Source organism: Psychrobacter sp. Ps1, from assembly GCF_022129425.1.
Taxonomy (GTDB): Bacteria; Pseudomonadota; Gammaproteobacteria; order Pseudomonadales; family Moraxellaceae; genus Psychrobacter.
In genome coordinates this window covers 14,263-28,439 of record NZ_JADQAN010000006.1, presented here as the reverse complement: position 1 = coordinate 28,439, position 14,177 = coordinate 14,263, and the positions used below count along the sequence as shown (strand labels likewise).

The 14,177-nt window shown below is 42.1% G+C and carries 12 protein-coding genes; 7 read left to right on the top strand and 5 right to left on the bottom strand.

Annotated features, from left to right (window positions below):
- Positions 1-5 precede the first annotated feature (5 nt).
- Together I3249_RS04250 and sstT are read left to right on the top strand one after the other, a co-directional pair.
- A complete protein-coding gene (locus tag I3249_RS04250) occupies positions 6-503 on the top strand; it encodes a DNA polymerase III subunit chi (protein WP_102092640.1) in 498 nt (165 codons plus the stop codon).
- Between the two features lie 295 nt (positions 504-798).
- On the top strand, positions 799-2,001 hold the full coding sequence (gene sstT, locus I3249_RS04245) for a serine/threonine transporter SstT (protein ID WP_057757687.1): 1,203 nt from the start codon (positions 799-801) through the stop codon (positions 1,999-2,001).
- Positions 2,002-2,081: 80 nt separating this feature from the next.
- Here sstT and I3249_RS04240 read toward each other — a convergent pair whose 3' ends face one another.
- The 4 genes from I3249_RS04240 to I3249_RS04225 form a co-directional block, all read right to left on the bottom strand.
- The gene (locus I3249_RS04240; RefSeq protein WP_102083164.1) at positions 2,082-2,405 is read right to left on the bottom strand and encodes a chaperone modulator CbpM; all 324 of its coding nucleotides are present in this window, start codon (positions 2,403-2,405) and stop codon (positions 2,082-2,084) included.
- Between the two features lie 100 nt (positions 2,406-2,505).
- On the bottom strand, positions 2,506-3,531 hold the full coding sequence (locus I3249_RS04235) for a DnaJ C-terminal domain-containing protein (protein WP_201606254.1): 1,026 nt from the start codon (positions 3,529-3,531) through the stop codon (positions 2,506-2,508).
- Positions 3,532-3,682: 151 nt separating this feature from the next.
- Complete coding sequence (locus tag I3249_RS04230) at positions 3,683-5,737, bottom strand: DUF4105 domain-containing protein (RefSeq protein WP_238068779.1); 2,055 nt, start codon at positions 5,735-5,737, stop codon at positions 3,683-3,685.
- Positions 5,738-5,865: 128 nt separating this feature from the next.
- Entirely contained in the window at positions 5,866-6,357 is a 492-nt protein-coding gene (locus I3249_RS04225; protein WP_238068777.1) for a DUF3015 family protein, read from the bottom strand.
- A 499-nt stretch (positions 6,358-6,856) separates the two neighbouring features.
- On the opposite strand from I3249_RS04225, the gene I3249_RS04220 reads away from it, so the two are divergent.
- A complete protein-coding gene (locus tag I3249_RS04220) occupies positions 6,857-7,219 on the top strand; it encodes a septal ring lytic transglycosylase RlpA family protein (RefSeq protein WP_057757673.1) in 363 nt (120 codons plus the stop codon).
- A 72-nt stretch (positions 7,220-7,291) separates the two neighbouring features.
- Here the strand turns inward: I3249_RS04220 and I3249_RS04215 are convergent, their stop codons facing one another.
- Positions 7,292-9,313 (bottom strand): ATP-binding cassette domain-containing protein, encoded by a 2,022-nt coding sequence (locus tag I3249_RS04215; RefSeq protein WP_238068775.1) that lies wholly within the window; start codon positions 9,311-9,313, stop codon positions 7,292-7,294.
- Positions 9,314-9,974: 661 nt separating this feature from the next.
- Here I3249_RS04215 and erpA point away from each other — a divergent pair.
- From erpA to I3249_RS04195, 4 genes are all read left to right on the top strand, one after another.
- Positions 9,975-10,355, top strand: coding sequence for an iron-sulfur cluster insertion protein ErpA (gene erpA / locus I3249_RS04210; RefSeq protein WP_057757666.1), 381 nt, complete (start codon positions 9,975-9,977; stop codon positions 10,353-10,355).
- A gap of 353 nt (positions 10,356-10,708) precedes the next feature.
- Positions 10,709-12,283, top strand: a complete 1,575-nt coding sequence (gene gshA / locus I3249_RS04205; RefSeq protein ID WP_238068772.1) for a glutamate--cysteine ligase — start codon at positions 10,709-10,711, stop codon at positions 12,281-12,283.
- 105 nt (positions 12,284-12,388) lie between these two features.
- On the top strand, positions 12,389-12,901 hold the full coding sequence (locus tag I3249_RS04200) for a disulfide bond formation protein B (RefSeq protein WP_102078206.1): 513 nt from the start codon (positions 12,389-12,391) through the stop codon (positions 12,899-12,901).
- Positions 12,902-13,343: 442 nt separating this feature from the next.
- Entirely contained in the window at positions 13,344-13,982 is a 639-nt protein-coding gene (locus I3249_RS04195) for a copper resistance protein NlpE N-terminal domain-containing protein (protein ID WP_102092533.1), read from the top strand.
- Positions 13,983-14,177: the final 195 nt, after the last annotated feature.

The window sequence follows — 14,177 nt, the reverse complement described above, 5'->3', positions numbered from 1 at the left end:
CATTTATGAAAATTAGTTTTTATGTATTAAGTGAGAGTAAGGCCCAAGATTTCTTGGGCTTTATTTGTCAGCTGACGCAGACGGCGCTTAACAAAAGCGCTCAGTCTTTGCTGATTTTAATTGAAGATGGGACATTACTAGCAAATCTAGATACGGCACTTTGGGCACAAGAACCTACGAGTTTTATACCGCATCAATGTCTTTCTGATACTGACAATAAAAGTACCAATGATAGAGGTACTGATGATAGCAACATCAACATTGCTACTTCTGAAGTATCAGCGCCTGTACTGCTAGGCAATCATATGCCAGCAGATTTTAATGGTATCGTGCTCAATACGACGACTCGTCCCGTCAACGATTTTATGGCTGCTACCAATAATTCAAAACCCTCTCGAGTCCTTGAGCTGATCCAACCTGATGCCACAAGTACACAAGAAGGTCGCAATAAATATAAAGCCTACCAGCAATTAGGTTACGATTTGACCCACTTTAAGGTGTAGCTCTACTGTTTATTTCCCTCTTACCTTTCATAGCGAAATCTCTTCCTACCTTATATATCATTGCCTATATCGCTGCTTTTACTCTCCTATAAATGAGGTATTCTGAGTAGCTAGCCCTTGCCTATAAGTGCTACATTCTTTTTTATACTAGTTCTATAACTCTACTATCCCTCTGTTTGCACGCAACAGCTACTGCTATGAGCGGTATGCGAATATGTCAAAAAATGCTACCATCCTTCGATAAATTTTCTGTTGTGACAATTCACTTACTTTTAACGGACTTGAGGGTGTACAGATGCGTTCATTAATTGCAATGTATCAGCGTATAGGGCTGGTGCCGCTTATTATTATTGGTTTGGTGTTAGGGGTATTGATTGGTTGGCTAGCGCCAAGTATCGGCACCGCCATAGGGTTGCTCGGTACACTCTTTGTCGGCGCACTAAAAGCAGTCGCTCCCATCCTAGTATTTATTCTGGTTATGGCAGCCATCAGTCAACATCGTAGTGGCAATGAAGTCTACGTAAAGCCAGTGCTTATCATGTACATGTTCGGCACTTTTTTGGCAGCACTAACGGCAGTCGGTGCCAGCTTTTTATTCCCAACTGAGCTGGTCTTGATCAACGCCGATATCGCGCAAGTACCACCTGCTGACCTAAAAGAAGTCTTGACGAACTTGCTCATGAACCTGGTCGCTAACCCGATCAATGCAATCGCTGAAGCCAACTATATTGGTATCTTAGCATGGGCAATTATTATTGGTTTTGCACTGCGCCAAGCCAGTGATACTGCTCGTAATGTTGTCGGTGATTTCGCTGATGCCATCTCACAAGTGGTTAAATGGATTATTGCTTTAGCCCCATTTGGTATCTTAGGCCTAGTCGCTAGCACGGTTGCTGAGACAGGCTTTGCTTCTTTGGCAGGCTACGCACGTATCTTAATGGTATTAATCAGCTGTATGTTATTCATTGCGTTGGTTGCCAATCCGCTTATCGTCCTTATCAAAACTGGCAAGAACCCTTATCCACTCGTGTTCAGATGTCTGCGCGAATCAGGAATTACTGCCTTCTTTACACGCAGTTCAGCGGCCAATATCCCAGTCAACATGAACCTTGCCCGTAAGCTTGGATTGCATGAAGACACTTATTCGGTGACCATCCCACTAGGGGCCACCATTAACATGGCTGGTGCTGCGATTACGATTAACGTCTTAACGCTTGCTGCTGCTCATACGTTGGGTATCGAAGTGACGTTTGCATCAGCGCTGCTACTCAGTCTGGTTGCTACGATTAGTGCTTGCGGTGCTTCTGGTGTTGCTGGTGGTTCATTGCTATTGATTCCACTCGCTGCTAGCTTATTTAGCATTCCAAATGATATCGCGATGCAAGTAGTTGCGATTGGCTTTATCATCGGTGTGATTCAGGACTCAGCTGAGACTGCTTTGAACTCTTCTACTGATGTATTATTTACAGCAGCAGCGGATCCGACGTATTCGCGTTAATTTCTGCTGACGTGTTTTCTATAGACATAAAAAAGGGCCTTTATAGGGCCCTTTTTCTACATGTTATTTTGATTATTTGATTACTTTAGGTTGTCTATGTCGACTTCGATGACTGGTGTTTGCTGCTCTATCTGACGTTTAAGTTGGCGCAGTTGCTCAACTTCATCTAACAGCTCAAGTATCAAACCAATTGCTGGTACGCTGGCTTCAAAATCACGACTCAATCGCGATGCACGGCGCACTGTCGTCAGCTGATAACCAGTAAATTTTTCATGCTCTGGTACATCATATTCAATGATATTTTCTTCGATTAATTCGATGACCCATTGGCGCTCTTGGCCACAGGCAGAGACCAGTTCATCTAAGCTCATGATGATGTCTGTAAATTCAGTCGAGTGGTTCATAGCTATTATCCTCGTTTTCTCTTTATTTCATCGGTATCGTGTTCATCTCTGCTATTCGTCTATTACTTCAGTAATAAGTAACGGTTGTTCATAATCTTGTTTAACGACTAATATTGGTATCCGCAAAGGCTTGTTTTAGCTGCTCATAAGCCTGTCTCGACGCATCACTACTAACATCAGGATTGACAATATTTAGAGTTAGATACAAGTCGCCTGCTTGCTTAGCAGGGATACCTTTGCCTTTAAGACGTAAATTGCTACCGGACTTGCTATTCTTAGGAATGGTCACACCAAGCGTACCCGCTGGCGTACTGACATTGATTTTTTCACCCAGTGCCGCTTCCCACGGTGCAATATTCACGGTTTGATAAACGTCTGCGCCTTCTATACGAATATTGGCATCATGACGAATTTTAACCTTCAAAAACAAATCGCCATTTTTGCCATTACTGCTACCAGCAGCGCCTTGCCCTGCCAAACGAATTTGCTTACCGTCAGTGATACCTTTAGGGATTTTTATCTTAAGGGTTTTATTATCGTAGTCGACATTACCATTGGGTTGACGAACAGGGACGTTTAGCTTAATACTATAGTCGTCGCCACTATAGACTGAAGATAAGTCAACGGTAATCTCGGCATGCTGATCCTGACCTTTGCTATCTTGCGTCCCAAAGCCACCACCAAATTGATCGAAGCCGCTGCTTTGAGAGCGACTGCCCGTTTGTCCACCAGTTGACCCACGTGCGCCGCGACCAAATGCTGAAAAAATGTCATCGAAGCGAAAACCACCATCGCCAAAGGCTTCACCGTCACCAAACTGATCTTTGATATCTTCCCAGCGAAAACCACCTTGACCTGCGCCAGTTTGCCCACTGCCACCAAACCCACTTGATCTACTTTGACCAGCAAACGGATTATTTAGCATAGCGTCATATTCAGCGCGCTTTTCTTTATCTCTGATCGTTTCGTAAGCGTTGTTTATTTCTGCAATTTTATTATCAGCGTCTGGATGATCACTGACATCGGGATGATACTGACGAACAAGCTTGCGGTATTTTTTTTTGATATCAGCGTCTGAGGCGTCTTTTTTGACCCCTAAAATGTCATAGTAGTTTTTCTCTGCCATGTTATTTTCCCCAAAATAAAAACATATTAGTGGTATCAGTCTGCCAACTTCAAACGATACGGTATAAATGGCTACTAGATTTTGCTATAGCAATTTTTGTAGCCTACTTATCATCATAACAATAATTACAACAAACACCGTTATATAAATATTACCAGTAATGATGCCAAGCGACTGCAGCATCTATCGTATCTGAATCACCTAACACTACGCTATTATCGGCCATCACAGTGTCTGAATATGTCATTATAAGCCTAGCATCGTTATTCTTTGATAGCTGCTGGCGTAATGTCAACTTGGCAACATCAATAGCAGCGCGCCCTTCTCGCTTTGAAGTTACGTAAGACAATTCAGCACTTTGGTTATTACGTTTCATACGTAAGCCAAGCTCAATACCGATATCTGCGTGTCTATCTTGATCATGGACCGTCGCATTGACCATACCATAGCCAAGTATATGTTTACCAAACTTAGCGCCTGCGCCAACGCCAGCTTGTGCGTAAGGGCTATGCCGATTGCCAGTAAACATGTCTGTACGAGCGCCTGTTTTCAATTGCCAAGACAGTTTAGGTTCGCCCGATAACGGTTGTCTAAGATCTTCAATCTGCTGCATATCCAAAAACACGAAATCCGTCAATGTCCATTGATGCATATCAAAGCTATAACCCAGTGACGCTTTTACGGCTTCAAAACGTTTATCAATATCTGTATGAGCGTTCAGTGGGTCTTTTACAAATAACGATAAACCAACTTCTGCCCTCTCCTCAGATAAAACGACTGTAGTCTGCGTGGTTTTGTTACTCAATGCTGGAGAGGGTTTGTTCGGTACAGTCAGCTGAGCCAAACCATTGCTAGCTGGTAGCGCAAAACGCTGACTGAGCAATTCGCTTTTGAGAGCTCTCTGCTTCGATGTATCGTCTTGCGTGATTTTATAAGTACGATGTAAGATCAGAAAATCAAGCGCAACTGCCTTATCGTCCGCGTTTAAAGTAGCAAGCGGGGCAGTGCTTTCTGTACGAATGACAGAGTTTATGACGGCTTGTATTGGCTTAGATAATTGTACAAACTTCTCGCGCAGTTGCGTTTGTTCAGAGGGCAAATAGCGTACTGAAGACACTAAGGAATCAGCGCCGTTGTCGTGTTCTAATAGCTGATCGAACACATAGTCTGGCGCATACCAAGGACCTACTCGCTCAGTCGTTCTTATGTCGCTTATCAGCTCAAGTATCTCTCCTGAGCGATAACCACAATTTTGTTTGATGAAGTAATAGTCAAATCGAGCAGACTTTGCTTCGTATAAATGATAGTTCAATAATTGCGTTTCAAAGGTATCTAGATTGAGCACATACTCCCACATATCACGTTGCTCGTTCTTGGAGTATACCGCGTCTTGTTTAAAAAATTCCGTCTCTGAAAACCCAGCATCATAAAACCCAAATAGTCCTTTTAGCGCGTACATCGCACCGTTCTCATTTTCTGGAATACGAGCGCCGAAGTTGTATGAGTTATTAAGTAAGTCCTCGCTAGATAGCTCTCTGACATCACTGTTCGTATTATTGGCATTATCTATAGGCGTGTTGGTTTTGACCAGTACATGACCAAATGAAGAAGCTGGGTTTTTTAAATAGCTGCTTACTAGGATCAAGCTTATTTCTTGATTCGCATCGGGTAATTTTGAGCAGTTTTTGAGATCGACGTTCAGCTCTGGTAGATGATGATTAAGCCATAAATATCTGGCTGGATACTTACAAGCTACGCCCTCATTATTTATTTGCTCTATCGTTGCTATAAGCTCTGCATAGGGGTCAAAATTACGTTTCGAACGAGGCTTAGGATTGGTTAAATAAAAATCTGGTGAGATGACTTCAGCCTTGCCATTTTTATAAAACAATAAATGTTGCCACTGGGAGTGCTTAGCCAATGATTTTAGTTTTATGGGGTCAATAGCGGTATTTTTTTGAGAGTTCCGGTTTTGCTCTTGTATCTGCGAGTCAGTGAGTCGTTGTAAGCTTTGCACAATATCTGACAAGTTCTCGCGATCACTTGAAGTCATATCTACTGCGATAGACGAAGCATTACTAGAAGAGAATTTATTTTCTTTATCTACTATTACTGGATCTGAAGCATAGGCATTCGTTTCATCAACTTCCGCATTGCAAATAGTCGTTGCAGCCAAGCAAGCCACCCATAAAAGTATTTTTTGCATTTTTTATTAGCACCATAAACACATAAGCAATAAAAAACACGTAAGCACTAGGTTTACGTGTTTTTATCATTAAACAGTCAAAAGCTTAATAATTAAACCGATGACTCAAAACTTAAAACTGACAAGCTTTAGATAGCACAGCTTGTTTTAACGATGCTGAATAGCGCTTCTGCATTTTGATCTTGCGTAGCAGTGCGATAAGCAGAAGTCTGTGCATATTGACCATACTGTGCACGTACACTAGCGGCTGAATCACAGTTAGCAACGCTTTGTAATGCTGATAAATGAGCACCTTGGCCTGAAGCTAGATCTTTTTCAACACTTGGGAAGGCTTCTTTAATCAAAACCGCAGCTCTAACGTTACCACCTTGGCAAGTTTCAGGAGACATAGAGTCAGAAGTAGCAGCCGTAGTACCTAAATCCCAAGTCACGTTAGAGATAATAGCTAAGATAGGGCTAGAATTACCAAACAAAGCGCCACCAATACCACACTGCTTATAAATCTGCTCGATAGTGCGACCAGTTTCTGCCGTTTTAAAGCTAGAACCAAGATCGGCATTAGCTGCGCTAAATGGAATCATAGCAGCAACAACTGAAGCGAACGCAATTTTCTTTAACATAAAACTTCCTCGAAAGACGATAAAAAATAGATTATTTGATAAAAAATCAAACTTATTATGAGTATATTTGATAGATACTCTAGAATAATGTCTAACCTTATCCATTCTACAAAATAGTAAGAATATAGCAAGGTTTTTTTACATTATATTATCTATTTCTACTTGAGTTTTCATAACGATAATTATGCTATATCGATAGATTTGGTCTTTATATATTACCTATTTATATTGCGTTGTTGGCTTTCCAATATTTTGTTGGCTTCTTTATGAGAATCACTCTTTATAAGTCTAATTTTAGTATCTACGTCATCATTATTTTTGCTAAAAAATAGCTATTTTTCCTTAAAAAACAGCTATTTGACCTCATGAGTTTTTTACACAGCAGTAATAATATGACAAGCTAGCTCTTGTAGAATCCCCTATTATTCATACTCATAGGGAGTATAGATAACGTAGGCAAGAGCATCTGTCTATTTTATTAATTGCTTAAAGGTATTAAATGTCTTATTTAATCAAGTCTTTGGTTGTCACTTTATCGCTACTACTTAGCACCACAGTTTTTGCTGCCAATACCAGTTACTACGGTAGTAAGTTTCATGGCAAGCGCACAGCGAGTGGTAGTATCTTCAACATGAACTCTCTAACCGCTGCACATCGCACGTTACCGTTCGGTACGAAGGTACAAGTAACCAATCAAAAGACAAAGCAGAGCGTCGTTGTAAAAATCACGGACAGAGGACCTTTTATTAGAGGTCGTATCCTTGATTTATCAAAAGCCGCTGCTGGTGAAATAAACTGTCAGCTTTGTACGACCACGATGGAAATACTGTCGTACGGTGATGGCAAATATCGTAAGGAATAATGTAATAAAAAAGGGATGGCTGATGCCATCCCTTTTTTATGTCTGTTTATATCACTAACTATCTAGAACGCTTTATGCGAACTTAGCTTCCATCTCTTCTAAAGTCGTCATTGATAGTAGTAACTTTTCCTCATTATCACTATGCTGCTGCTGTAGCGCTGTTTGCTCATTGAGTAACACAAGCAAGTCAGACTTACGGCTCTCTTCGTACAGCTCCGTATCAGCCAGTTTTTCTTCAAGCGTTACAAGCTGCTTATCAATCTTAGCCAGTGTCTTTTCTGTTTCTTCTATCTCGCGGCGGATAGGTGCTGTCATTTTACGCTGTTCAGCGGCTAGCTTACGCTGCTCTTCTTTACTAAGTGCAGGTGTAGCAGCTTTACTGTTTGATGAGTTATCAGATGACTTGTTGTTTACTTGACTATTATCTGTTTCACGTGAAACAAACTTCTTACTCTCTTTTTTGCTTTTTTTCTTACCAGTATTTTTATCTGATGCATTCTCCTGCTTGCGCTTCTCTGCTAGCCATTTACCATAGTCGCCAATGTCACCATCGAACTCTTCGATGATGCCATCATGTACCAGATACAGCTCATCACAGACATTGGCAATTAGTTCTCGATCATGCGATACCAGTACCACTGCACCTTTAAAACCTTGCAAGGCGATAGTCAATGCTTGACGCATTTGTAAGTCTAAATGGTTGGTTGGCTCATCGAGTACAAGGACATTTGGACGTTGCCAAACAATTAACGCCAAAGTCAAACGCGCGCGCTCACCACCTGAGAATAGCTCGCTTGGTGTATCAATACGCTCACCGCGGAAGTCAAAGCTACCCAAAAACGAGCGCAGCATCGCATCAGAGGTTTTGCCTGCTAGGCGACGTAGCATCTCTATAGGCGTGGCTTTGGCATCTAGGATATCCATTTGATGCTGATTGAAATAGCCTAGCTTTAGCGTATCCGAAACACGATATTTCCCTGTTAGTACGCCAAGTTCACCGACTAATGCTTTAATCAACGTTGATTTACCAGCGCCGTTCATACCCAATAAACCAAGACGGGTATCGGGTGTTACCTGTACATTGGCATTGTGTAGAAGCGGTGTATCGCTATAGCCAATATCTGCGTTGGTCAGCTCAATCAGCGGTGAGCTCATGTTTGCAGGCTCATAGAACTGGAACGAGAAAGGGTTGTCAGCCATCATTGGTGATAGCTCTGCCATGCGCTCTAACTGCTTAATACGACTCTGTGCTTGCTTGGCTTTACTGGCTTTAGCACGGAAACGACGAATAAAGTCATCCAAATGAGCCTTGGTCGCTTCTTGCTTTTCAAACGCTTGCTGCTGCTGCGCCATACGCTCGTGACGGGTACGAATGAACTGCTGATAGTTACCAGTATAAAGGGTAATTTTTTGTTGCTCTACATGCAAGATATGACCGACGGTCGCGTCCAAAAACGCTTGATCATGAGAAATCACAATGACCAGACCCATATAGGCATTGATCCATGTCTCAAGCCATAAGATAGCGTCCAAGTCCAAATGGTTGGTTGGCTCATCGAGTAACATCAAGTCAGCACGGCTCATCAAGGTTTTGGCGAGGTTTAAGCGCATACGCCAACCACCAGAAAACCCTTCTACTGGCAGTTCATGCTGGCTAGTCTTAAAACCAAGACCTGCCATAATTTGTGCCGCTTTGGTCGGTGTACGATATCCGTCAATTTCATCGAACTGCTGGTGCAACACACCAATTTGCTCATCACTCACGCTGCTCAAATCATTTAGCGCAGCATTAATTTCATACCACTGCTCATCACCGCTCAATACATAATCGATTGCAGACTGCGTCGTAGCACCAACTTCCTGCGCCATGTGCGCCACATGCCAGCTATCAGGAATACTGACTTCACCTTTATCAAGGGTGACCTCTGTATCGCCTGTACCCATCTGCGTCAGTAACAGCGCAAATAAAGTAGATTTGCCTGTGCCGTTGTTGCCCGTCAGTCCAACTTTGTGACCTGGATGGAGCTGAAAGCTTGCACCTGCAAACAATTCACGACCATCACGGCGAACACCAACGTCTTTAAATTCGATCATATAATTTCTTCATCTCAACAATAATATAGATATAGGGCAATAAGAAACACACATAGGGTATGCCAACTGGCGGCTATTATTTCAAACGCTTGCCACATAGGCAAACAATTAAATAACTATTTCAAAACTAAGTATTTATTACGCCAAACACCTTATGTTGTACAAGCGACTCTTGAGCTCATACATGGTTGTTACTATTATAAAGGTTATGGCCGTAAAATACCGTAATATGACTAATAAGCTTTAAGACTGTCTAATATTATTAAGTAGTGTTTTATACAGTCACACGCTATTATTTTTTAGTCTGGTTATTGGTTTAGCCCATTGACGCAGTTATTTTAAAAAACACAATATCAAAAATGGATAACTGCTATTCATTAGTAAAATTCAGTAGTTGCATCACTCTTGACAAACGAATCAGCACCCCCATTATGATATACTGCTAAAAGATAAGTGCCCACTATCAATAGAGCCAATAAAACGTTGTGGTGGCACAAATACTATTTTGAAATTGTACAAACAGCTTATAATGCACCAATAGCTTTGCCATAATGACAGCACCCAATTAAATCAAACGCCGTGCGTATCTTTATTTGCAAGTACCCTATTGCAAACCCAAACAGGACGACGACCGCATTTGATCCTAGCAACTGAGGTAGATATGAACGAATCAGCCAACCAATTTAGCCCAAGCTCAAGCCAGCCAGTAGACCCAACCGTATTAAGCCTAACCGACAGTGCGGCGCAAAAAGTACGCCGTCTACGCGAAGAAGAAGGTGATAGCGATCTTATGTTACGTGTTTATGTGACAGGTGGCGGTTGTTCTGGTTTCTCTTACGGGTTTAACTTTGCCAACGATCTAAACGAAGACGATGCCAATTTTGATAATGGGGATGTGACGTTAGTCGTCGATTCGCTAAGCTATCAATACTTGCAAGGCTCGACCGTTGACTATACCGAAGGTCTGGAAGGGGCACGTTTTGTGGTGACCAATCCAAATGCCACGACCACTTGCGGCTGCGGTTCGTCATTCTCTATATAAGCCAAATAGACGCGGTCGCGCTATGATTATTAAGATAATGCGATAGTGTGCGAACACCATGTCAAATGGCTTGTAGGCATAATGAACAAAGCATCTATCTCTCAGGTAGATGCTTTTTTTATCAAACCGTCTGGCCAGAATAACGCTATATTCGAGATGAATTTGTATTAAAAACAGGGTCAAAATCCTCACAAATCGCTTTGCCTAAAGCTTATCGTATTTGTAATTGTCCGTGGTTTTCAAGGCAGCTTTGAGCTAAACTGACGGAATTATTGACCTAACATTTACCTATTTTATGGACAAACGCTTATCGTGTTTTGATCCGCCATAATAAATAACAATAGATGACTATTATGAGTAATTTTGCGAGTAGCTTTGTTAATTTCGAAATCCCTAATTGGTTTGATAGCCAACACTTAACGGGTATGCTCCGCGGTATTGAAAAAGAGGGCCTGCGCGTAAAGCCTGATGGTTTCTTGGCACAGACCCCGCATCCAGCCAAACTTGGGTCAAAACTTACCCATCCTTTTATTACTACCGATTACTCAGAAAGTCTGCTTGAGCTCATCACTGAACCAAAGTCCTCACCAAAAGAGACCCTTAATATGCTGCGCCAATTGCACGTATTGGTCTATCAGGGCATACCTGAAGGTGAGCTGATGTGGCCATTATCGATGCCATGCATGTTGTCTTCTAAAGACGAAGATATCCCACTAGCTGATTATGGTAGCTCTAATACGGGTAAGCTAAAAACCCTATATCGTAGTGGCCTTGGTATCCGCTATGGTCGCCGCATGCAGACGATTGCTGGTCTGCATTACAACTTGTCTTTTGGTGATACGTTGTTTGAGACATGGCAAGCCCAAATACCGACCGCACAAAGTCAAACGTTGACAGAGTTCAAAAACGAAAAATACCTAGGGTTGATTCGTAACTTTAAACGTCTAACCAGCCTTGTTTTATATTTACTGGGTGCCAGTCCGAGCGTATGTCCTTGTTTCTTGGCAGGGCGTGAGCACGATTTAGAATTGCTCAATGATTCGACCTATTACAAACCTGCCGCGACTAGCCTACGTATGGGTAAGCTTGGCTATACAAATAGCGTGCAAGAGCAGCTTGATATCCGTTATAACTATCTGCCAGAGTATGTCGATGGTCTACGCCGTGCCATCCAAACACCGCACGAAAGCTTTGCTAAGCTTGGCTTAGAAGACGAAGATGGTAACCCGATCCAAATTAACAATCATATTCTGCAGATAGAAAACGAGTACTACAGCCCTATTCGTCCTAAACAAATCGCAATGAGCGGTGAAACACCAACCGAGGCGCTTGAGCGTCGCGGTATCGCTTATGTTGAGTTCCGTGCTATCGATCTTGACCCATATAGTGACGTAGGTATTCGCCTCTCTAGTGCTTGTTTCTTGGAAGTGATGGCGCTGTATTGCCTGTTTAGTGACTCACCAGACCTGCTACCTGAAGAAGAAGACACGCTCGCTATCAATCTTGAGCGGGTGGTCAATGAAGGTCGCCGTGATGATTTGCATATTATCAATAATGGTCAAGAGCAGTCACTTGAAAGCTGGATGCTCACTCATCTAGAGCGTATGCAGCCGCTTGCTGCATTGCTTGATGCTCACTATGGTGGTAACGATTACCGCGCGGCTGTAGCATTGATGCAGGGCAAAGCAGGACACTCTGAGTCGACTATCTCCGCACAAGTAAATTCCGACAGCAAACGCTTAGGCAGCTTATGGCAGCTTGGATTTACGTTGGCTCAGCAGCATCGCGAGTCTTTACTACAGCAGACACTTAGTCCAAACACTCAAGCTAAATACGAGGTATTGGCAGAAAAATCTATCTTGCAGCAAGCTGAGATTGAGCAGTCTGAAACAGAAGACTTTGCGGAATTTTTACAGCAGTATCGCTAAGTTGCTAGTTATTAATTGCTAAGTCCTGACTGTGCAATTCTGACTGCTTAATCTGGATTGCTACCCCACATCTATTATAGATAAACCCATAAGAGTAACCGCACAATGCGACAGCTAACCACCTACCGTAACCTGCAAGTATTTTTGGTGATAATGGCCATCATAGGCATGAGTTTTGCGCTGTTTTATCTACAGCGTCATCTAGGGCTTTCACCTTGCCCGCTCTGTATTTTTCAGCGTGTTGGTCTAATCGTCATGGGCGGATTCGCCCTCATATCAGCGTTGTTTAATCCTAAATCTAAAGTAATAAGACTACTATTATGGCTTGGTAGTCTAGTAGGTATCGGATGGGCAACTGCGGTAGCAGCACGCCATGTATGGCTGCAACATTTACCTGCTGACCAAGTGCCTTCTTGTGGTCCAGGACTGAACTATTGGCTTGATACCCTCCCTATCCTACAAGTATTCAAAGAAGTATTTGCAGGTTCTGGTGAATGCGCCTCTGTTGATTGGACGCTTATGGGATTAAGTATTCCTGAGCAGTCGTTGATTCTATTTAGTGTGCTGCTAATCGTACATGTCTTGATATTAATGCGTATCGTAAAATCTTCCAAGTAGTATCTTATGACTCAATAAGACGTTATGTTTCTTTCCTAGTTCTGCTTTTAAAACAGACATTGCTATCTTCGATACAATGTCTGTTTTTTTGTCTACTATTAACCCGCCCTTACAACCCATATTAGCGTTAACAACAGGTATCGCTAATGTCAATTTATGCCTTTTAGATATATGGGCAACAACAAAAAGCCCACAGAGATATTTTCAAGCCTTTGATATCTTTAGTCAGCTTACCTTATAAACGGATAAGCATTAGATATTTGTCGCTTTCTACTCATAAGCTATCTGTATTTTGAATATAAGATAATGCTGTCAAGTTCTTAATTTATATTATTACTACGCGCCCATGCCTTATTATCCTTATCTTTGACAATGGCTTTACGTTGTCGATAGTATAGATGAGCTTGAAAAATACTTGTTAAAAACTGTTTTTGGTATGACCATGATATATTTTGCTCCCGTTCGCTCTACCACGCTTGCTATCGTAAAACGGTGGCGTCCTTCGTTACTGGTAGCGTCACTATGTGTGCTACTCGTAGGCTGTGATAGTGCCTCGTCCAATACCGATAAAGACATGGTATCTACGTTTGCGTCGACTGGTTCTGAATCGCAGGAGGCTTCACAATCATTGCAAGATGACAATATTGAGAGTGCTGAGCTAGCGAATGATGATGAGACAGGCGAAATGGTGGAAGGGCAATCATTAATTGCTGCTGCTCAGTCAAATAAAGATACCTATGCAGACAGCTCTATGGAGCGATTAGAAGCGAAAAGCAGTATGCTGCAAGCGACATTGATGGGCGATTATGGCGGTATGGTCTCTTGTACAGATTGCGACAGTATCGACGTTACATTGAACTTATTCGCTGATGGTTCCGTACTAAAAACAAGTTATTATCATAATCCTGAAAAACCAAAAACACCTCTACTCGAATCGGGCATCTACCGACAAGACAATGACAAAATCACCATTGTCTATGAAGGGAAAAATATCGAAACCTACCATATCCAAGACAATCATTTGATACGGATCGATGAGCACGATAATTTAGAGGATGACTATACGTTATCTCGCAAATAAAAGCGTCATCATGCTGACTGTTGGTTGGCGTATCTCTACATACTAAAACAGCCAAATTACATTAGCTACATAGCGCCTACTTGTTAGGCGTTTTTTATTGGTCATCGAACAGGGTTTACTTTACAATGATTGCTTGTTTGCCAAGCTGATAGGTTGATCATTGTTTATCAAAGTGGTTATTTTTACTGATGACAG